Below are 18,810 nucleotides of genomic sequence, written 5' to 3'. Positions count from 1 at the left end.
GCCTGCCGCCGGGACTGCTGGCTGTGATGGGCCGCAGTCCCGGCCGCCAAACTACCCGATCCTTCTCAAACAATCCTTCAGGCTGTAACTGTCATAGCGCAGGCCGGCGATGACTTCGAGCCAATCCCAGGTGAGTTTGTCCTGGACGTAGGCGCCCGATACATTTCGCTTGCCGGACGGAGTGTAGAAACTGTCGCCGCCGGCCGCGCCGCCCGTCTTCACGCTGTCGCCGACCCAGTCGCCGCCATAGGTCAATTCATGCGAGATGCCGCTCGTTTCGAATCGCGACGTGTTCCAGATATCGATGCCGGTCGTGCCGACATCGAATGTCGACCGTGATCCTGCCGGTAGCACCACGGGGAGACCCGTCACCGGATCGAAGCGGCTCAGCGGCACAAGACTGGTCAGGTCGAGATTGGTTCTGTTGTGGGAGGTGTTGATGTGGAGATCGAGCCAGCTCTTGTCTTGGTCCGTTATGTTGTAGCGGGCCGTGAAGGTGTTCGACCTCAGGTCGACATCGTTGACCGAGACACCGGCGCTGGTTTCGTTCCAGCCGTCGCTTGACCCGACCCAGCCAAGCTTCAGCTCACTGTTCTCGGTCGGCCGGATGGCGGTCTTGAGCAGGGCGCTCAGCACATCGAAACCGGTGCCCTTGGCCGTATCGCCGCCGCCATCCTTGTAGTTGTCGTAATCGCGGTAGACGATGTTGCCCAGCACGTCCCAGTTCTCATTGATGCGATAAGCGCCGGAAGCGCTTGATGTCCAACCTTCGCCGTTGCTCTCGTAGCGTCCGGTGATGGAGCCGGCCCAGGTCTCGTCAGGCTTGAGGAAATCCTCCGCATCCTTGGTGTCGAAGAAGACGACGCCGCCAATGGCGCCCGAACCATAGGTGTTGGCGACCGGGCCACGGATCACATCGACGGATTTGATGAGATCGGGATCGATGTAGAAAGTCGACTGGGTGCCGTGGTCGGAGCGCTGGAAATTCTGGCGCGCGCCATCGACGAGTACAGCGACGCGGCCGTAATCCTGCAGGCCTCGGATGTTGATGCTGGTGCTTACGCGCCTGGCGTCTGCCTGTGCTGCGACACTAGGCACACCGAAAAGCATCTCGCTTGGCGTCGTCGCCATGCGCCGGGCGAGTTGCTCCTGGTCGACATGGCTGGCCGATGCCAGCGATTCGATCACCGTTTCGCCGGTGCGGCTAAGCACCAGGATCCTGTCGAGCAGTGTCGCGTCCGCCGGAACTGCCTTGTTCTGGTCAGCCGTCTTCGATTGATCTGTCTGCTCGCCCGCTGGCTGCGTCGCCTGCTGTGCGTTAACTGATGGCGCGGATAAGGCGGTAGCCGCCACGCTTGCGAGCAAAGCCGCTGCACGATTTGCCGTCGACCGGCGGTGCCATTCCGAATTCATCAACCCCATGCCCCAACTCCAGGTTCCGTGCTGGCTTGCCTGGGCTTGCTGGCATTTTTGGTCGTATCCGGGATCTTAAATGTTGACTCATTTAGTCCGGTATTGCACTGACTATTAAACATGATTACTAGAGTCAAGAATTAATCGGCAATTTTGCAGTGCCTAGCCAGATGCCCGGCACCGGAAAGGGATCGACCCAGATGAACACGCACAATCCCAACGATTTTCGCCATCGCGCCCGCCGTTCCGATGAGGGGGCGGCGCGTTTCGACCGGATCCCTCTGGCGGTGCGAACGCTGTCCAGCAACACGCTGTTCCAGGGCGAGCACGAGATCGGCATCGAACATTATGGCGCGCTCTACCGGCTGAAGATCACCCGCCAGGGCAAGCTCATTCTCAACAAGTAAGGCGAGACATCAGGGGTAAAGACATGGACCAGCGCGTAAAACCCGCACTGCATGAAATCCGGCGGGCACGGACGGAGAATCCGAAGACTCGCGAGCGTGACCTTGCCGCCCAACTCGGCATTTCGGAGGCCGAGCTGGTTGCGGCGCATTGCGGCGATGGCGTCATTCGCATCGAGCCGCGCGTCAACGACCTTCTGACCGGGCTCGAGGCTGTCGGCGAGGTGATGGCGCTGACGCGCAATGAAAGTGCCGTGCACGAAAAGATCGGCGTCTACGACAAGGTCGTTACCGGCAATCACAATGCCATGGTGCTCGGCGAGGCTATCGACCTGCGCATATTCCCGAAAGCCTGGGCGCATGGTTTCGCCGTGGAGAAACGCGACGGCGACGATATCCGCCGCAGTCTGCAGTTCTTCGATGCGGCCGGCGAGGCGGTGCACAAGGTGCATCTTCGTCCTGCCTCCAGCCTCTATGCCTACCAGAAACTGGTCGCCTCACTGGAATCATCGAACAGGGAACCGATGATCGATATTTCAGTGTCTGGTCTCGATGAGGAAAGCGACACAGCGGCGGCGACCGCAAGCCTGGACGATCTGCGTGACCGCTGGAGCAGGCTGACGGACGTGCACCAGTTCTTCGGCATGCTGAAGACATTGAAGCTCAGCCGCCGCCAGGCGGTGCGCATGGTCGGCCATGACTATGCCTGGCCACTCGACAATAGCGCGGTGCGCGCCATGTTCCATCACGCCTCCGACGGCGAGATGCCGATCATGTGCTTTGTGGGTAACCGCGGCTGCATCCAGATTCATTCCGGCCCGGTCAAGTCGATCAAGCCGATGGGGCCGTGGATCAACGTGCTGGACGAGACCTTCCATCTGCATCTGCGTGCTGATCACATCCATGAGGTCTGGGCGGTGCGCAAGCCGACCGGGGATGGCCATGTCACCTCGCTCGAGGTCTATGCCGCCAAAGGCGACATGATCATCCAGTTCTTCGGCAAGCGGCATGAAGGCGAGAGCGAGCGCGACGACTGGCGCTCCCTCGCCGAAAACCTGCCGCGCATCCCAAGCCCGACGGCAGCCTGAGGAAAAGTGAAATGCGTTTTCCTTCGAGACTATCGGCCCTGCGCGGATCGATGATCGGTTCCACGATCAGCCTTTCCCTGGCTTTCGCGGCACTGCAACCGGCCGGCGCCGCCGAAGGCGTTTCGGTCTTCGCCGATCCTTCCAAGGTCGCGGCCATTGGCGGTTCCATCACCGAAATCGTCTATGCGCTTGGTGAGGAGAAACATCTGATTGCGCGCGATTCCACCAGCCGGTACCCAAAGGCCGCCCTCGACCTGCCTGATGTCGGATACATGCGCCAGCTGTCGCCGGAAGGCGTCTTGTCGGTCAATCCGACTGGCATACTGGCGTTGCACGGCAGCGGTCCCAAGGAAGCGATTGACGTGCTGAAGAAGACCCGCATTCCCTTCATCGAGGTGCCCGACCGGCACGATCATGAAGGCATTCTCGACAAGATACGCATCGTCGGCAAGGCGATCGGCGCCGACGCCAAGGCCGAAGCCTTGGTCAATGAGGTCGACGCCAGGCTGACGGCGGCCGAGAAGCAGACGGCCTCGCTCACGGACCGCAAGCGCGTCTTGTTCGTGCTCTCGATGCAGGGCGGCAAGATCTTGGCGGCCGGTAGCGATACCGCGGCCAACGGCATCATCAAGCTGGCCGGTGGCGTCAACGCCATCGAGGGCTTTTCCGGCTACAAGCAGATGTCCGACGAAGCAATCATCACCGCCAGGCCGGACGCGATCCTGATGATGAGCAATGCCGGGCCGCCGGTCCCGGACGACGAATTGTTCGGCAATCCATCCATCGCCTCGACGCCAGCCGGTGCCGCGCGCAAGCTGATCCGCATCGATGGCGCCTATCTGCTCGGCTTCGGGCCAAGGACGGCCGACGCCATCCACGACCTCGCCGCATCGCTTTATGGCGCACAGGTCACGGATTGAGCATCATGGTCGATCAATCGATCGCCGGCCCGGCCAAGGCGAATGCATCCGAAGGTGATCGTTCCGGTCGCGCCCGCATCGTCGTCCTTTTGCTGTGCCTGGGCCTGGCGATCGCCGTCATGCTTTCGCTCACATCCGGGGCGTCGGACGCATCCGCCGTGAATGTCATCGGCGGTTGGCTCGTTGGCATCATCCCCGGCGATGCGGCGCTCAACGCGCGTGACAGCCTGATCGTCTACGACATCCGGCTGCCGCGCGTCATCCTGGGCATGCTGGTCGGCGCGGCGCTCGCGGTATCCGGGGCGGTCATGCAAGGATTGTTCCGCAATCCGCTGGCCGACCCCGGACTCATCGGGGTTTCAGCCGGCTCCAGCCTTGGCGCGGTGGCCGTCATCGTGCTCAGCGGGACCGTGCTGGCACCGCTGGCCGCGTTGCTCGGCACGCTTGCGCTGCCGCTTGCGGCGTTCTTCGGCGGCCTCGCCACGACATTGGTGCTTTATCAGGTCGCCACGCGAGGTGGGCAAACCTCCGTCGCCACCATGCTGCTCGCCGGCATAGCCCTGTCTGCCCTTGCCATGGCGCTGACCGGAATCCTCATCTTCGTGGCCGACGACCGCCAGTTGCGTGACCTGACCTTCTGGTCCCTGGGTTCGCTGGGCGGTGCGACGTGGGCCAAGATCGCTTCCGTGGGGCCTGTCATCGTTCTGGCACTGACGGCGATGCCGTTTCTGGCCCGCGGCCTCAATGCGCTGGCATTGGGCGAAGCGACCGCCGGCCATCTCGGCATTCCGGTGCAGCGGCTGAAATACACGGCGATCATCGGCGTCTCGGCGGCGGTCGGGGCGTCCGCCGCGGTGAGCGGCGGCATCGGTTTCGTCGGCATCGTCGTGCCGCATCTGCTGCGCCTTCTGATCGGTCCCGACAACCGCTGGCTGCTGCCTGCCTCAGCGCTGCTCGGCGCCTCGCTGCTGCTTCTGGCCGATGCGGTCGCCCGCACGATGGTGGCACCGGCCGAACTGCCGATCGGCATCGTCACCGCGATATCCGGCGCGCCGTTCTTCCTGTGGATCCTGCTGCGCAAGCGCGGCGTGATCGACCTGTGAGATTTGGCGACCTTTAGGAGTGTTTCATGATCGAGGCGCGCGATGTTTCAGTGGCAATCGACAAGAAGCGCATTGTCGCCAACGTCGATTTCGAGATCAGGCCGGGCGAAATCGCGGCCATCGTCGGCCCCAACGGATCTGGCAAGACGACCTTCCTCAAGGCATTGTCGGGGGACCTCGCCTATACCGGGCGCGTGGTCCTCAACGGCCGCGAACTGTCGGCGATGAAGCCGGTCGAGGCCGCCATGGTGCGCGCGGTGCTGCCGCAGGCGACGACCCTGTCCTTTCCCTTCACCGTGCGCGAGATCGTCAGGCTAGGCCTTGTCGGCGGCCGCTCGGGCGCGCTGGCCGGCGAGAACGCGCGGCTGCCGGAGCGAGCGCTGGCGCGCGTCGATCTCGACGGCTTTGCCGGGCGTTTCTACCAGGAGCTTTCCGGTGGCGAGCAGCAGCGCGTCCAGCTTGCCCGCGTGCTATGCCAGGTGTGGGCACCGGTGCTCGACGGTGGGCCGCGCTATCTGTTCCTCGACGAGCCGGTGTCCAGCCTCGACATCAAGCACCAGCTTATCATCATGAACATCGCCCGCGATTTCGCCAGGAGGGGTGGGGGCGTGGTCGCGATCCTGCACGACCTCAATCTGACGGCCATGTTCGCCGACCGCATCTTCGTCATGCATCGCGGCCGGCTGGCCGCGACCGGCTCGCCGCGGGATGTGTTGCGTGACGATCTGATCGAGAAGGTGTTCGACTGCCGGCTCAAGGTCGGCGTGCCGCCGGCCGGCAACATGCCGTTCGTGCTCCCTCAATCGTCGGTCAGCTGATCTTCAAGCTGCCGGTGCGCGGCGTTCCAGCAGGTCTATGCCCAGCAGGTTGCGCACATTCGGCCGCGCCGCCACCAGATCGGCGATCGTGTAGCGGGCGAGCACGGCGAAGAAGGCGTTGAGCGCTTCGCGAAGCGCCGAATTCAATGCGCAGCTATCGACCAGCGGGCATTCGGCCGCGTCGTTCTCGAAGCACTCCGCCATGGCAAAGCTTTCCTCGGTCACGCGCACAACGTCGAAGAGACTTATCGCTTCGGCGGCACGGCCGAGCCGTACCCCTCCGTTCCGGCCGCGAACAGTCTCGACCAGGCCATTCTCCACCAAAGGCTGCAGAATCTTGAACAGGAACAGTTCCGATACCGAATAGGCGGCCGCGATCTCCGGGATGCGGCTCAACCGTTCATTGTTGGCGGCACAATACATCAGGATGCGCATGGCATAGTTGGTTTGGCGGGTAAGCCGCATTTCATCCTCACAAAGCGGTCACGCGGTGCAACCACGCCGAAGTCTGGGACTTTGCTGGCGCGGCTTCATCCGGATTTTCGGAGTCGCCACTGGCCTCGGCCGAATATGGCCTATAGCTTGGAATAATTCCAGACTGGCGTCGCATCATAGCTGAAGTTTCTCGTCAACTTTATGTGCGTAGCCGGGCGAGCCCTCCGGGGGTAAGTCGCTGTCACGGGCATTCCGTTGATCGAAACACTAAATAGGCTGAGTTCGACGAGGAGTGGCCCACCCATGGCTCAATCGGCCCAGCCGCTTACGGCAGTACGTTTCGACGCCGACGCGGGAGCCAAGCTTTCCGCGCTGCGGCGGACAAAGCTCGTCGCCACGGCGGCCCTGGCATTCTGCGTGCTGGTCTTTGTCTTGGCCAGATCCTTCCAGAGCAGCTATCCGTGGCTCGGCTTCGTTGCCGCCTTCGCCGAGGCGGCAACCATCGGCGGCCTCGCCGACTGGTACGCGGTGGTGGCGCTGTTCAAGCGGCCGCTGGGGCTACCCATTCCGCACACCGCCATCATCCCGGAAAACCAGGACCGCATCGCCGACAATCTCGGCCGTTTCATCGAGGTCAATTTCCTGGCGCCGGAGCCGGTGCGTGAGAAACTCGCCGAGGTCGATTTTTCGGCGCTGGTCGCCGACTGGCTGACCGATGCCGAGCGCGCCGCCGGCCTGTCGCGCTTCGTCGTGCGGCTGGTGCCGCAGACGCTTGCCGCCGTCGAACAATCCGGTCTGCGCGGTTTCGTCACCAGCCGCATGCTCGAGCAGATCGAAAAGGTGCCGCTGGCGCCGCTGGCCGCTGAACTCTTGTCGGCGCTCACCGACGATCGCCGCCACCAGAAGCTGTTCGACGAGTTCATCAAGGTCATCGGCCGGTTCCTCAACGACGAACAGGCACTGGCGACGATGCGCGACAAGATCCGCGAAGAACTGCCGTCGCTGTTCAACCTGTTCCGCGCCGATGCCTATCTCCTGAAGAAGATCGTCGCCTCGGCGGGTTCCTTGCTCGACGAGGTGCGTGCCGATCCCAACCACCCGATGCGCGCCGAGTTCGACCGTTTCGCACAAGGTTTCGTCGAGCGGCTGCGGACATCCAAGCAATATGCCAGGCGGGCGGAGAAAATGAAGCGCGATTTCCTCGCCCGACCCGAAGTCAGGGCGCTCGCCGGCGACATGTGGGAGAGCCTCAGCCTGTTCATCGAGCAGGACGCCAAGGCGCCGAATTCGCTGATCCGGGAGCATGTCGCCAACATGTTCGTCGAGGTCGGCCGCCATCTTGCCGGCGATGCGCGGATCCGGGCCGACATGAACGGCGGATTCGTGGTGGCGCTGGCTTCCTTCGTGGAAAGCCAAAAGAGCGGCGTGTCGAAATTCATCGCCAACCAGGTCAAGCGCTGGGATCTGGCGCAACTGACCCGCCTGATCGAGATGAACATCGGCCGCGACCTGCAATATATCCGCTTCAACGGCATGATCATCGGCGGGCTGGCGGGTATCGCGCTCTACACGATCGAGTTGCTGCTCCCGGTCAATTGATCCGCATCGGTTCGCCAGGCGCGTGTTCGAAATGGACACACGCCGCTTGAGTGCTATTGTCCCCGCCGAGGGCGTACGCAACCGCGGCAAAGGGGAGAAGACGATCATGGCAAGGCAACCGGAATCCGATTCCTTCATGGAGATGTTCGGCAGGTTCGGCCGCGACCTGAAGGTACCCAATGTCGATGTCGAGGCGATCCTTGCCCATCACCGCAAGAATCTCGAAGCGCTGGAGAAGGCAGCTCGGGCCAGTGCGGCCGGGGCATCCTCGTTGTTGTCAAGGCAACGCGAAATGCTGCAGGACACGCTGCGCGAGGCTGCCGACATGGCGCAGAGCTATCGCGCACCGGGCAATCCGCAGGAGCTCATGGCCAAGCAGACGGAGTTCGCCAGAAAATCCTTCGAAGCCGCGCTCAAGAACGCCGGTGAGGTGGCGGAATTGGCCAGGCAATCCGGCACCGAATCGATCGACATCCTGCGCGCTCGCATCAAGGAGGCGATGGAGGAAATCCGCGCCGGTTACGGACAGAAATAGGGTCCCGTGATCGTCGTTTCGCCCTCGGCCGGGCACGCCGGTTGGCGATTCCGTAACGTTGCACATAGTTGCATCAACGCCACGCCATAAGATTCGAGCAACCCGAAAGGCGGAAATCCGAATTCGGGGCCTGCCGTCGCGTGGCAAGCCATGGCACGAGTGAGCTCGAGCCCGCCGGAACGGATTTGCGCAGTACGAATTGACAGAGGCCGCCGGTTCGTGGTCCGGAGGCGTTGGAAGCGATCGGGAAAGCAGGAATGACGGAAGTACGGCCTAAAACGCCGCCAACCTACGAGCAGTTGAGAACGATGTCCGGGCAGGAGCTCGGCGTCTCGGAATGGACCACGGTCGACCAGAACCGTATCAACCAGTTCGCCGAATGCACCGGCGACCATCAATGGATTCACGTCGACCCTGAACGCGCGCGGCGGCAAAGCCCGTTCCGCACCACGATCGCGCATGGCTATCTGACGTTGTCGATCATCGGCGCGCTGGCTCTCGGAATGGGGATCGTGCCCGAGAATACGCAGGCCGCCTTCAATTACGGTTTCGACAAGGTGCGTTTCCTGGCGCCGGTCAGGGTCGGCGCGCGCATCCGGCTGCGCACGACGCTGCTTTCCATGGAAGACCGGGGCCCAGGTCAGTATCTGATGAAGGCAGCCAACACGGTCGAGATCGAAGGCGAGGAAAAGCCGGCGCTGATGGCTGAAACCCTCGTCATGCTCTACGAGCGCCGCAAACGGGCAGGGGCCTGAACGGCGGTCCTTTGGGCGGCCCGCGGCCGGCAACCGCCAAACGGTCACGCAGGCCCGGGCCGCCTATGGCCGGCAAAGCGCAATGAGAACAGCGCGAGCAACAGCGTAACCAGCGCCAGGGCCGTCGCCGTCTGAAAGGTGACCTGCATGCCTCGGGCCACCGCAGCAGAACTCAGGAGCTGCTGCCCAATCCCTCCCTGTGCATCACTTGATGCAACCGCGAATACGGCGCCCATGAGCGATGCGCCGGTGATAAGGCCGAGATTGCGCGACAGGTTGAGCAGACCCGATATGACGCCGCGCTCACCGGCGCCGACACCGCCCATCACGGCGGCATTATTGGAGGTCTGGAACAGGGCGTAGCCGAAGCAGGTGACGGTGATTGGAACGACGTAGCTGGCAATGCCTAGCTTGGTCAGGGCAAGCGACAGGAGGAACGTTCCCGTGGCAAGGCAGGCCAGCCCCCCAACCATCATCCTGCGCGCTCCGAAGCGATCGGTCAGCCGGCCGGCCAGCAGCGCCGACAGGGTCGAGACAAGCGGTCCCGTCGAAAGCGCCATTCCGACCATCGCGGCATCCAATCCGAGCCCGCGCGACAGGTAGAACGGAGCAACCACCAGGGTTGCCATCATCACCGTGGCGACGATCAGGCTCATGGCGAGGCCGCTCCTCAGTTGCGGGTCGCGGAGGCTGGCGGGTTGGACGAGGGGCGCCTTCGCCTTCGCCTGCGCGATGGCGAACACTATGACGCCGACACCGGCCGCGACCAGCAGGCCCAAATTGGGCAAGCCGAAATTGCCTCTGCCAAGTGTCAATGCCAGGGCATAGGCGCCCAAGGTAACCGCCAGTAGGACGGTGCCCGTGACGTCAAATGTGCCGCGACCGGCCTCCACCGTTTCGCTGCGCGCCGGCAAGGCACGCCAGGCGAGGGCGAAGGTCAGAACGCCCAGCGGGACATTGACAAGAAAGATCGCCCGCCAGCCGAAGCCGGCGATCAAAAAGCCGCCAAGCGACGGGCCGAGCGTCGTGCCGATCGCGGACATGGCGCCGAGCAGACCCATGGCACTGCCGGTTCGTTCCTTGCTCACGGTTTCCGCGACGAAGGCCAGTGTCAGCGCCATCATCAGCGCCGCGCCAATTCCCTGCATGGCGCGTGCCGCGATCAGCAGCCAGAGCGTCGGCGCCAGGCCGCAGAGCACCGATGCCAGCGTGAACAGCGCGATGCCGCCGAGCAGCAACGGCCGGCGGCCGAACATGTCGGCCAGCCGCCCGGCGCCGACGATCAGCGTCGTGATGGCGAGCAGATAGGCGAGAACCACCCATTGCACGGACTGGAACGATGCATCGAAAGCCTGCATCAGCGAGGGCAGTCCGACGCTGGCGATGCTGGTCCCCAACGACGATAGCAGCGTTGCGAGCGACAGGCTCGCAAGCGCCAGGCCGGTGGAACGGACCTGTCGTGGCGCCGATATTGGCTCCCGATCTTGTTCAGCGACTGCCAAGGCGATCTCCTTTCTGTCTGCTCCAGAATCGGAGCTGTCGGAGATTTAGTCTTGTGTATGATGTGGCGGAAGACGCAGCATTTGCATCTTATCCGTGCGTCAAACGCCATGTCATGCTATGACCGGCCGATGACATCACCCGATCTCAATTTGCTGTTTGCCCTCGATGTCCTGTTGGCAGAGGGCAGCGTGGCGGGCGCGGCGCGCCGTCTGCGCCTCAGCCCCTCGGCGATGAGCCGGACGCTGGCGCGACTGCGCGAGGCGACCGGCGATCCCCTGCTGGTGCGCGCCGGGCGCGGCCTTGTGGCGACGCCGCGTGCGGAAGAATTGCGGCGACGGGTCGGCCGTATCGTCCAGGACGCGGAAGTCCTCCTGCGCCCCACAGAACTGCTTGATCTCCCGCGCCTGGACAAGGTTTTCACGCTGCGCACCAATGAGGGCTTCGTCGAGGAGTTTGGGCCGCGTCTTGTCGCCTGCATCGAGACCGATGCGCCTGGGGTGCGGCTGCGTTTTGCGCCGAAGTCCGACAAGGATTCGATGTCGCTGCGCGACGCGGCGGTAGACCTGGAAATCAGCGTTGCCGGCGAAACCGGACCCGAAGTGCGCATCCAGGCGCTGTTTCGCGACCGCTTCATCGGTGCTGTTCGAGCAGGCCATCCACTGGGCGATGGCACCGTGACCCCCGAGCGCTACGCGGCGGGCCGGCATATCGGCGTATCGCGGCGTGGCCGTGAGAAGGGGCCGATCGACGACGCCCTGAGCGCGCTTGGTTTGCAGCGGACGGTCGTGTGCATGGTCTCGGGTTTCTCGGCGGCACTTGCCATGGCGCGCGCCTCGGATCTGATCGCCAGCGTGCCCGAGCGGCACACTGCCGGTGCGCGGGCCGGCATGCGCAGTTTTCCGCTGCCGGTCGCCACCGTGGAGGTCACCATTTCCATGCTCTGGCATCCGCGCCTGGATGCCGATCCGGCGCAACGCTGGCTGCGTGAGCGCGTGCGGGAAGTCTGCGCCAGCCGCTGATCGAACGGACGCCTGAGATCACCGCTTCATGGCCGTTTCCAGCACCTTGAAAATCCGGTCGTCTTCGCATTGGGCGACATTGAAACGCAGAAAACGGCTGGCCGTCTGCGACAGGCTGAACGCATTGCCGGGCGCCAGCACGACATTGTCGGCGAGGGCGCGGCGAGCGACTTCGGCCGCGTCCACGCCCTCCGGCAGGCCGCACCACAGGAACAAGCCGGCCGGCTGATCGATCCATGGCGTGATGCCGATCGCCTTCAGCCGGGCGCCGGTCTCGACCATGGCACGCGCAAGGCGGGCGCGCAGCAAATCCATGTGCTTGCGGTAGCTGCCATCCTTCAGCAGCGTCAGGACCAGTTCGGCGGCCAGCCGCCCGCCGCCAAAGGTCGTGGCGATCTTGAGATCGGTCAGGCCCTCGATCCAGTCGCGGGGCGCGGCGATGAAACCGCAGCGGAGCGATGCCGACAGTGTCTTGGAGAAGCTGCCGATGTGGACGACGCGGCTCAGACCATCGAACGCCGCCAGCCTCGGAGCAGGGGTGTGTTCGAAATCGGCGAAGATGTCGTCCTCGACGATGGTCAGCTCCGACTGGTCGGCGAGCTTCAGCAAACGGTGCGCGGTGACCGGCGACAGGATCGCACCAGTCGGATTGTGGATGGCGGAATTGGTGATGTAGAGGCGCGGCCGGTGCTCGGCCAGCGACTGCGCAAACAATTCGATATCAGGCCCCGACGGCGTGTAGGGAACGCTGACGACCTTGGCGCGGTGGGCGCGCAGCAAAGCGTGGAAATTGAAATAGCAGGGGTCGTCGACCAGCACCGTGTCGCCGGGCTCGATCAGGAACCGGCACAACAGGTCGATCGCCTGCGTGCCCGATTCCGTCAGCATGATCTGTTCGGGAGAAGCTTCGATGCCGTGCCCGGCCATGCGCCGCGCCAGCAATTGCCGCAGCGGCGGCAGGCCGAGCGGCGTGCCATAATCGGCGAGTGCGCTATCATCGGCGCGCGCCACCGTGCGCAGTGCGCGGCGCAAGCCGGCCTGAGGCATCCAGGAGGCCGGCAGCCATCCACAGCCCGGCTTCAGGGTCTCGCCGCTGGCATCCAGCGACTGGCGCGAGACCCAGAGCGGATCCACGGCACGGTCGAGCCGGGGACCGATCTCGGCCAAAGACAGCGGCGCGAGCGAGCCGGCGGCATAAAAACCGGAACCCGGCCGGGAGCGGATCGCGCCTTCGGCGGCAAGGCGCTCATAGGCTTCGACGACGGTGGATTTGGACACCTGCATGGACTTCGCGAAGGCGCGGATCGACGGCAATCGGGTTCCCGGCGTCAGGCTGCGCGCGGCGATCCGCTTACGGATGGTCGCCATGACGCTCTCCACAAGGGTGCGCGTACCGTCGGCTTCCAAAACAAGGTCCGTCATCCGTACTGCTCGATCCGCCATTACAGTTTTGTCGAATTGTACCCTATTGTCTCTGGCTGCACCATCGGCTTCCGCACGATAGAAGGCAAAACAGATGGGAGCTTGCGATGGACAAGACGGCGAGCGGCTGGGTGAATGGATTTATCGGCGTGCTGATTTTCAGCGGTTCGCTGCCGGCGACGCGCGTGGCGGTGATGGATCTCGACCCGATCTTCCTGACATCGGCCCGCGCCGTCATAGCGGGCCTGCTTGGCCTGGCGCTCCTGCTTGCATTCCGCGAGAAGCGCCCCGGGCGCCATGACTTGCTGTCGCTCATCATCGTTGCGCTAGGCGTGGTGGTCGGCTTCCCCTTGCTGACTGCGCTGGCGCTGAAGCATGTCACCTCGGCCCACTCGATCATCTTTGTCGGCCTGCTGCCGCTGGCGACCGCGATCTTCGGCGTGCTGCGCGGTGCTGAACGGCCAAGAACGGCCTTCTGGCTGTTCTCGTGCCTCGGCAGTGCGCTGGTGGCGGGTTTCGCGCTTGCGCAAGGCGTGACGGCTTCGCCGGTCGGCGATGGACTGATGCTTGCGGCCATCATCGTCTGCGGCCTGGGCTACGCGGAAGGCGCCGCATTGTCGCGCAAGCTCGGCGGCTGGCAAGTGATCTGCTGGGCGCTGGTGCTGTCGCTGCCGGTCATGCTGGTGCTGACCCTGCTCACCTTGCCACCGTCCTTCGCGGCGGTCGGGGCCAACGCCTGGATCAGCCTCGCCTACGTCTCGCTGTTCAGCATGCTGATCGGCTTCGTGTTCTGGTATCGCGGTCTGGCGCAAGGCGGCATCGCGGCGGTCGGGCAGTTGCAACTGCTGCAGCCGTTCTTCGGCCTCGCACTGGCGGCGACGCTGCTGCATGAACAGGTCAGCCCGATGATGGTGCTCGTCACGCTCGGCGTGGTGGCGTGCGTGTTTGGGGCGAAGAAGTTTGCCAAGCGGGACCTGCCACGGCGTGCGGCTGCATAGTGATGCTCGCGCCTTTTGCTAAAACTTCGTCACGACCCCGATGCCGATGCCTTCAAACCCGCCCATCGCCATCAAGGCCGCGGGCGCTTCGTCGAGGCTGATCTTGTTGCCGACCAGCAGTTCCGGCTTGAGCTTGCCGTTGCGGATCATGTCCATCATCGCCTGATAGCGATAGGCCTGCATGCCGTGGCTGCCGAGGATTTCAAGCTCGAAGGCGATCACCTTGTCCATAGGCACTTGCGGGCGGGCGTGCTCGCCCAGCATCAGGCCGACCTGCACGTGACGGCCGCGCCGGCGGAGGTTGGCTATCGAGTTGAAGGACGTCGTTGAATGCCCGAGCGCGTCCATCGACATGTGGGCGCCGCCATTGGTGATCTGCTTGACCGCCTTGACCACGTTCGGTGTTGTCGAGGCGTTTATGGTGGCGACCGCGCCGATCTTCCTGGCAAAGTTCAGCTTGTCGTCGGAAAGATCGATGCCGATGACATTGGCGCCCATCGAACTGGCGATCATGATTGCCGACAGGCCGACGCCGCCGCAGCCATGCACCGCAACCCATTCGCCAGGCGTCACGCGGCCCTGGTCGACGATGGCGCGAAACGAGGTGACGAAGCGGCAGCCAAGGCTGGCGGCGGTGGCGAATTCCATCTCGTCGGGCAGGCGCACCAGATTGGTGTCGGCATGCTCGATGGCGACGTATTCGGCGAACGAGCCCCAGGCGTTGAAGCCGGGTTGGGACTGGTGCTCGCAGACCTGGTGATTGCCCGACGTGCATTCGAAGCAATGGCCGCAGCCGACGGCGAACGGGACGGTGACGCGCTCGCCCGCCTTCCAGCGGGTGACGTGCTTGCCGGCGGCGACCACGATTCCGGCCAGTTCGTGGCCCGGCACGTGCGGCAGGCGGATATCGGCGTCATGGCCCATCCAGCCATGCCAGTCGCTGCGGCAGAGCCCGGTCGCTTCGACCTTGATGACGACGCCGTCGGCAGCCGGCTTCGGATCGGGAACGGTCTGGATCGTCGGTGCTTCGCCGAATTTCTCGAAGACGACGGCTTTCATCGGTCACTCCACCCTTGGGACGGCATACGCTGCCGGAAACGATAGCCGATTCCCTGACCGGTCAAGCGGAAATCGATTCCGCCAGAGCGGCGGCAACTCGGCGGGCTTCCCTATTCGGCATCGATCTGGTTCTGCGGCGCGGCTTTCTGGAAGGCCGGCAGCGCCATGCAGGCGGCGTTGATGCGGGCGATGGTCGGGTAGGGCGCCAGGTCGACGCCGAAGCGCGCGTTGCTGGTGACCTGTGCCGCTAGGCAGATGTCTGCCAGCCCCGGCGCCTCGCCATGGCAGAATGTTCCGGTCCGCGGCGAGGAAGCCAGAATCTTTTCAAGCGGCTGGAAGCCTTCGTTGACCCAGTGGCGGAACCAGTTGGCGATGTCCTGGTCGCCGGCACCGAACAGGGTGCGCAGCGAGGTCAGCACGCGCAGATTGTTCACCGGGTGGATGTCGCAGGCGATCATCTGCGCCAGCATCCTGACACGCGCCCGGCCCGACGGGTCCTCCGGCAGCAATGGCGGCTCGGGCTTGCTCTCGTCGAGGAATTCGATGATCGCCAGCGATTGCGTCAGCAACATGCCGTCGTTCCATACGAGCGTCGGCACCAGCCCCTGCGGATTGATCCGGAGATAGGCTGGCTCAAGATGCTCGCCATGGCGCAGGTGATGCGGGACGTAGTCATAGCTCAGCCCCTTCATCTCCAGCGCGATCCGCACCCGGTGGGAGGTGGAGGAACGGTAGTAATTGTGCAGGACGATGTCGCTCATGAAGCCGGCTGGCCGATGGTAATCTCGATCGTGCCGATGCCGTCGATGCCGCCGGTCATCGTCTCGCCCGGCTTGACCGCGCCGACACCGGCGGGCGTACCGGTGAAGATCAGGTCGCCCGGTCGCAGTTCGACTGCCTCGCTGCAGATCGAGACGATGTCGGCCACCGGCCAGATGAGTTCGGCGAGATCGGCATCCTGTTTCACCGCGCCGTTCACGGCGAGCCAGATGCGCCCCTTCGCCGGGTGCCCGGATTTCCGTGCTGGAAGCAGCGGGCCGCAGGGCGCGGAACGGTCGAAAGCCTTCGACCAGTCCCATGGCCGCGCCGCCTTCTTGGCGGCGTCCTGCAGATCGCGGCGGGTGAGGTCGATGCCGACGCCGTAGCCCCAGACATGATCGAGCGCCTGGTCGCGAGCAATGCGAAAGCCTGATGTACCGATCGCCACCACCAGCTCGATCTCGAAATGCAGGTTTTCGGTCAGCGGCGGGTAGGGGATCTCCGTGCCGGAGTCGACCACCGCGTCGGCCGGTTTGGTGAAGAAGAAGGGCGGATCACGCTCGTCATTGCCGAATTCGCGCGCATGCGCCGCGTAGTTGCGGCCGACGCAGAAGATACGCCGCACGGCAAAGCGCTCCGCTGAGCCGGTGATGGCGACAGAAGGCGTTGGTGGGACGGGAAGGACGAAGGCGGTCATGGTGGTCTCTGCGTTTCGATGGGAGCTGGCGGCACATTCGACCGATTTCCGGGGCCGGGCAAGGCGTCGCTTTTCATAAAGCACGGGCTTCGCCGCGGCTGCATGAGCAATTCACGCGTTCCCATCATTTTTGCAGCGATCAATCCGGCAACCGGCGATAGACTATTTGCCAATAATCCGGCCATGGTCAGGAGACTAAGGTGTGGCCGGTAAACCGGAACGAGCCCTATGACAGCCCCTACCGATCGCGCCCGGTTCCTGATCATCGACGATCACCCACTGTTTCGCGAGGCGCTGCATAGCGCGGTGCAGATGGCTTATCCCGAGGTCGACACGGTGGAGGCGCGTTCGATCACCGAGGCGGTCGAATTGCTGGCCGATGCAAAGCCGTTCGACCTTGCGCTGCTCGACCTCAGCATGCCCGACGTCCATGGTTTCGATGGCCTGCTGCAGCTCAGGACCCGCTATCCGCGCCTGCCGGTGGTGATCGTGTCGGGTCATGAGGAGCCAAGGATCATTTCGGAGGCGCTGTCCTATGGAGCCGCCGGCTTCATCCCGAAATCGGCGCGCAAGAGCGATCTGGCCAATGCAATCCGCTCGGTGATGGATGGCGCGATCTATGTGCCGGAAACCTATGAGGGCCAGCCGAGGGACGCCGACAGCAGCAACCGCGCCGACATGGTCCAGCGCCTGTCGACGCTGACGCCGCAACAGCTGAGGGTGCTGCAGATGCTGCGCCAGGGCCTGCTCAACAAGCAGATCGCCTATGAGCTGCAGGTCGGCGAGACCACCGTCAAGGCGCATGTCTCGGAGATATTGCGCAAGCTCAACGTCTACAGCCGCACGCAAGCGGTGATCGAGGTGTCGAAGCTGGACAGCGCGGAGTTGTTTCGCGACCAGATGGGATTTTGAGCCCTAACGCCCTGCCGGGGACCTAAGCCAGCAAATGCGCCAGCAGCGCGCGTAGCTGCGCCGGCTTCAGCGGCTTGCGCATCAGTTCGATACCGCCGGCGCGGGCCGCCTTGGCGATCTCCTCGGAACTGTCGGCGGTGACGATCAGCGCCGGCACGGCGCGGCCGAGATAGTCGCGGACCTCCGATATGGTGGCGGTGCCGAGATCGCCACCGTCGAGATGCTGGTCGGCGATGACGATGTCGGGAACCCAGTCGGTGTCGCCAAGCATGGCGAGCGCATCGCCGGTCGACGTCGCGGCCCGCACCAGGCACTGCCAGCGCTCGAGCAGGAACGTCATGGCTTCCAGCACCTCGGCGTCGTTCTCGACCAGCAGCACCTTGGTGCCGAACAGGCCGTAGCCACGGGGCCGCTCCGGGCTGGCGGCGCTGGCGATGGCGTCGGCGGGCGCGCCGATGCCGACGGGGACATCAATATGGAAGATGGTGCCGCGCCCGACCCTGGATGAAAATGTCACCGGGTGGCCAAGCGCGCCGGCCATGCGGCGCACGATAGCCAGGCCGAGCCCAAGCCCGCCGCCGTCGAATTCGGCACTGGCTTGTGATGTGCCGCGATGGAACTCCTCGAATACCGCTTCGCGTTGTTCCTCCGGAATGCCGCAGCCGGTGTCGGCGACATCGATGCGAATGGTGTCGCCGCGATGGCGCGTGCCGACGAGAACGCCGCCCGAGCGTGTATAGCCCAGGGCGTTGGAGAGGATGTTCTGCAGGATGCGCCGCAGCAGCGTCCTGTCCGAGCGCACCACGGCATTGACCGGCCGGAATTTCAGCGACAGCCCCTTCAATTCCGCCACGGCCTGGAAATCCGAGCGCAACGAGGAGAACAAAGCCTCCAGGCTGACGTCGCCGATGTCGGCCCGGACCACGCCGGCGTCGAGCTTGGAGATGTCGAGCAAGGTGCGCAGCAGGTCCTCCATCGTTTCCAGCGAACGCTCGACCTGCCTAACGAGCTTTTTTCCCTCGTCGCTGGTCTGCAATTCGGCCAGCGCCGAGACCGAGAGGTGGGCGGCGTTCAGCGGCTGCAGCACGTCGTGGCTGGCGGCGGCGAGAAAGCGTGTCTTGGAGAGGTTCGCCAGTTCGGCGTTTTCCTTGGCGGCGCTGAGGTCGATGTTCGACTGCTCCAGCCTGCGTAAGGTCGAATGCAGTTCCTCGGTGCGCGTGCGCACCCGGTTTTCCAGTGAGATCGCGGTCTGGAACAGCGAGAAGGCATTGCCCTGCTGATCCATCGAGCGCTCGACGCGGCTGACCAGGGCGGCGTTGATCTTCTTCAGCCTGTCGAGGTCGTTTATGTCCCTGAGCGGCATGCCGTGTC

19 protein-coding genes are annotated in these 18,810 nt (G+C 64.1%); 11 read left to right on the top strand and 8 right to left on the bottom strand.

The genetic code is table 11. The features are described from left to right. Nucleotides 1-51 precede the first annotated feature (51 nt). Nucleotides 52-1,422, bottom strand: coding sequence for a TonB-dependent receptor plug domain-containing protein (locus tag LB556_RS03680; protein WP_224563779.1), 1,371 nt, complete (start codon nucleotides 1,420-1,422; stop codon nucleotides 52-54). Nucleotides 1,423-1,613: 191 nt separating this feature from the next. On the opposite strand from LB556_RS03680, the gene hemP reads away from it, so the two are divergent. The 5 genes from hemP to LB556_RS03655 are packed head-to-tail and all read left to right on the top strand — an operon-like array spanning nucleotide 1,614 to nucleotide 5,746. Beyond that, nucleotides 1,614-1,820 carry a hemin uptake protein HemP gene (gene hemP / locus LB556_RS03675; RefSeq protein WP_224563777.1) on the top strand — a complete coding sequence of 69 codons (207 nt, stop codon included), beginning with the start codon at nucleotides 1,614-1,616 and terminating at the stop codon, nucleotides 1,818-1,820. Nucleotides 1,821-1,843: 23 nt separating this feature from the next. Further along, nucleotides 1,844-2,905: a hemin-degrading factor gene (locus tag LB556_RS03670; RefSeq protein WP_224563774.1), complete on the top strand. Its 1,062-nt coding sequence runs from the start codon at nucleotides 1,844-1,846 to the stop codon at nucleotides 2,903-2,905. An 11-nt stretch (nucleotides 2,906-2,916) separates the two neighbouring features. Next, nucleotides 2,917-3,825: a hemin ABC transporter substrate-binding protein gene (locus tag LB556_RS03665; protein WP_224563771.1), complete on the top strand. Its 909-nt coding sequence runs from the start codon at nucleotides 2,917-2,919 to the stop codon at nucleotides 3,823-3,825. Between the two features lie 5 nt (nucleotides 3,826-3,830). Then, complete coding sequence (locus tag LB556_RS03660; protein ID WP_224563768.1) at nucleotides 3,831-4,928, top strand: FecCD family ABC transporter permease; 1,098 nt, start codon at nucleotides 3,831-3,833, stop codon at nucleotides 4,926-4,928. Between the two features lie 26 nt (nucleotides 4,929-4,954). Beyond that, nucleotides 4,955-5,746, top strand: a complete 792-nt coding sequence (locus tag LB556_RS03655) for a heme ABC transporter ATP-binding protein (protein ID WP_224563765.1) — start codon at nucleotides 4,955-4,957, stop codon at nucleotides 5,744-5,746. Between the two features lie 3 nt (nucleotides 5,747-5,749). On the opposite strand, the gene rirA is transcribed toward LB556_RS03655, so the two are convergent. Further along, entirely contained in the window at nucleotides 5,750-6,211 is a 462-nt protein-coding gene (rirA, locus tag LB556_RS03650; protein ID WP_224563762.1) for an iron-responsive transcriptional regulator RirA, read from the bottom strand. A 273-nt stretch (nucleotides 6,212-6,484) separates the two neighbouring features. On the opposite strand from rirA, the gene LB556_RS03645 reads away from it, so the two are divergent. The 3 genes from LB556_RS03645 to LB556_RS03635 all read left to right on the top strand — a co-directional run bounded on the left by LB556_RS03645 (nucleotide 6,485) and on the right by LB556_RS03635 (nucleotide 9,070). Further along, nucleotides 6,485-7,780 carry a DUF445 domain-containing protein gene (locus LB556_RS03645; protein WP_224563759.1) on the top strand — a complete coding sequence of 432 codons (1,296 nt, stop codon included), beginning with the start codon at nucleotides 6,485-6,487 and terminating at the stop codon, nucleotides 7,778-7,780. 106 nt (nucleotides 7,781-7,886) lie between these two features. Further along, nucleotides 7,887-8,315: a phasin family protein gene (locus LB556_RS03640; protein ID WP_224563889.1), complete on the top strand. Its 429-nt coding sequence runs from the start codon at nucleotides 7,887-7,889 to the stop codon at nucleotides 8,313-8,315. A gap of 257 nt (nucleotides 8,316-8,572) precedes the next feature. Then, nucleotides 8,573-9,070, top strand: coding sequence for a MaoC family dehydratase (locus tag LB556_RS03635; protein WP_224563756.1), 498 nt, complete (start codon nucleotides 8,573-8,575; stop codon nucleotides 9,068-9,070). Between the two features lie 44 nt (nucleotides 9,071-9,114). Here the strand turns inward: LB556_RS03635 and LB556_RS03630 are convergent, their stop codons facing one another. Next, a complete protein-coding gene (locus LB556_RS03630) occupies nucleotides 9,115-10,572 on the bottom strand; it encodes an MFS transporter (protein ID WP_224563754.1) in 1,458 nt (485 codons plus the stop codon). A gap of 129 nt (nucleotides 10,573-10,701) precedes the next feature. Between LB556_RS03630 and LB556_RS03625 the strand changes: the two genes are divergently transcribed. Further along, the gene (locus LB556_RS03625) at nucleotides 10,702-11,592 is read left to right on the top strand and encodes a LysR family transcriptional regulator (protein WP_224563751.1); all 891 of its coding nucleotides are present in this window, start codon (nucleotides 10,702-10,704) and stop codon (nucleotides 11,590-11,592) included. Nucleotides 11,593-11,610: 18 nt separating this feature from the next. On the opposite strand, the gene LB556_RS03620 is transcribed toward LB556_RS03625, so the two are convergent. Next, complete coding sequence (locus tag LB556_RS03620; protein WP_224563748.1) at nucleotides 11,611-13,014, bottom strand: PLP-dependent aminotransferase family protein; 1,404 nt, start codon at nucleotides 13,012-13,014, stop codon at nucleotides 11,611-11,613. A 107-nt stretch (nucleotides 13,015-13,121) separates the two neighbouring features. On the opposite strand from LB556_RS03620, the gene LB556_RS03615 reads away from it, so the two are divergent. Then, nucleotides 13,122-14,012: a DMT family transporter gene (locus LB556_RS03615; protein WP_224563743.1), complete on the top strand. Its 891-nt coding sequence runs from the start codon at nucleotides 13,122-13,124 to the stop codon at nucleotides 14,010-14,012. Between the two features lie 18 nt (nucleotides 14,013-14,030). Here LB556_RS03615 and LB556_RS03610 read toward each other — a convergent pair whose 3' ends face one another. From LB556_RS03610 to LB556_RS03600, 3 genes are all read right to left on the bottom strand, one after another. Beyond that, nucleotides 14,031-15,071 carry a zinc-dependent alcohol dehydrogenase family protein gene (locus LB556_RS03610; protein WP_224563741.1) on the bottom strand — a complete coding sequence of 347 codons (1,041 nt, stop codon included), beginning with the start codon at nucleotides 15,069-15,071 and terminating at the stop codon, nucleotides 14,031-14,033. 110 nt (nucleotides 15,072-15,181) lie between these two features. Beyond that, nucleotides 15,182-15,832, bottom strand: coding sequence for a maleylacetoacetate isomerase (maiA, locus tag LB556_RS03605; protein WP_224563738.1), 651 nt, complete (start codon nucleotides 15,830-15,832; stop codon nucleotides 15,182-15,184). Continuing rightward, complete coding sequence (locus LB556_RS03600) at nucleotides 15,829-16,527, bottom strand: fumarylacetoacetate hydrolase family protein (protein WP_224563735.1); 699 nt, start codon at nucleotides 16,525-16,527, stop codon at nucleotides 15,829-15,831. Before LB556_RS03600 ends, maiA begins: the two co-directional genes overlap by 4 nt. A gap of 228 nt (nucleotides 16,528-16,755) precedes the next feature. Between LB556_RS03600 and LB556_RS03595 the strand changes: the two genes are divergently transcribed. Further along, nucleotides 16,756-17,439 (top strand): response regulator, encoded by a 684-nt coding sequence (locus LB556_RS03595; RefSeq protein WP_224563732.1) that lies wholly within the window; start codon nucleotides 16,756-16,758, stop codon nucleotides 17,437-17,439. 22 nt (nucleotides 17,440-17,461) lie between these two features. Here LB556_RS03595 and LB556_RS03590 read toward each other — a convergent pair whose 3' ends face one another. Continuing rightward, nucleotides 17,462-18,802, bottom strand: coding sequence for a hybrid sensor histidine kinase/response regulator (locus LB556_RS03590; protein WP_224563729.1), 1,341 nt, complete (start codon nucleotides 18,800-18,802; stop codon nucleotides 17,462-17,464). Nucleotides 18,803-18,810 lie beyond the last annotated feature (8 nt).

It is taken from the genome of Mesorhizobium sp. ES1-4 (genome assembly GCF_020164745.1).
Lineage (GTDB): Bacteria > Pseudomonadota > Alphaproteobacteria > Rhizobiales > Rhizobiaceae > Mesorhizobium.
This window is presented reverse-complemented; position numbering and strand designations above follow the sequence as displayed.

Excerpts from the sequence above, each read along its gene's own strand:
- maiA (WP_224563738.1), bottom strand. The coding sequence starts at position 15,832 with ATGAGCGACATCGTCCTGCACAATTACTACCGTTCCTCCACCTCCCAC.
- LB556_RS03670 (WP_224563774.1), top strand. The coding sequence starts at position 1,844 with ATGGACCAGCGCGTAAAACCCGCACTGCATGAAATCCGGCGGGCACGG.
- hemP (WP_224563777.1), top strand. The coding sequence starts at position 1,614 with ATGAACACGCACAATCCCAACGATTTTCGCCATCGCGCCCGCCGTTCC.
- LB556_RS03635 (WP_224563756.1), top strand. The coding sequence starts at position 8,573 with ATGACGGAAGTACGGCCTAAAACGCCGCCAACCTACGAGCAGTTGAGA.
- LB556_RS03625 (WP_224563751.1), top strand. The coding sequence starts at position 10,702 with ATGACATCACCCGATCTCAATTTGCTGTTTGCCCTCGATGTCCTGTTG.
- LB556_RS03615 (WP_224563743.1), top strand. The coding sequence starts at position 13,122 with ATGGACAAGACGGCGAGCGGCTGGGTGAATGGATTTATCGGCGTGCTG.
- LB556_RS03665 (WP_224563771.1), top strand. The coding sequence starts at position 2,917 with ATGCGTTTTCCTTCGAGACTATCGGCCCTGCGCGGATCGATGATCGGT.
- LB556_RS03660 (WP_224563768.1), top strand. The coding sequence starts at position 3,831 with ATGGTCGATCAATCGATCGCCGGCCCGGCCAAGGCGAATGCATCCGAA.
- LB556_RS03600 (WP_224563735.1), bottom strand. The coding sequence starts at position 16,527 with ATGACCGCCTTCGTCCTTCCCGTCCCACCAACGCCTTCTGTCGCCATC.
- LB556_RS03640 (WP_224563889.1), top strand. The coding sequence starts at position 7,887 with ATGGCAAGGCAACCGGAATCCGATTCCTTCATGGAGATGTTCGGCAGG.
- LB556_RS03590 (WP_224563729.1), bottom strand. The coding sequence starts at position 18,802 with ATGCCGCTCAGGGACATAAACGACCTCGACAGGCTGAAGAAGATCAAC.
- LB556_RS03645 (WP_224563759.1), top strand. The coding sequence starts at position 6,485 with ATGGCTCAATCGGCCCAGCCGCTTACGGCAGTACGTTTCGACGCCGAC.
- LB556_RS03655 (WP_224563765.1), top strand. The coding sequence starts at position 4,955 with ATGATCGAGGCGCGCGATGTTTCAGTGGCAATCGACAAGAAGCGCATT.
- LB556_RS03680 (WP_224563779.1), bottom strand. The coding sequence starts at position 1,422 with ATGGGGTTGATGAATTCGGAATGGCACCGCCGGTCGACGGCAAATCGT.
- rirA (WP_224563762.1), bottom strand. The coding sequence starts at position 6,211 with ATGCGGCTTACCCGCCAAACCAACTATGCCATGCGCATCCTGATGTAT.
- LB556_RS03610 (WP_224563741.1), bottom strand. The coding sequence starts at position 15,071 with ATGAAAGCCGTCGTCTTCGAGAAATTCGGCGAAGCACCGACGATCCAG.
- LB556_RS03595 (WP_224563732.1), top strand. The coding sequence starts at position 16,756 with ATGACAGCCCCTACCGATCGCGCCCGGTTCCTGATCATCGACGATCAC.
- LB556_RS03620 (WP_224563748.1), bottom strand. The coding sequence starts at position 13,014 with ATGACGGACCTTGTTTTGGAAGCCGACGGTACGCGCACCCTTGTGGAG.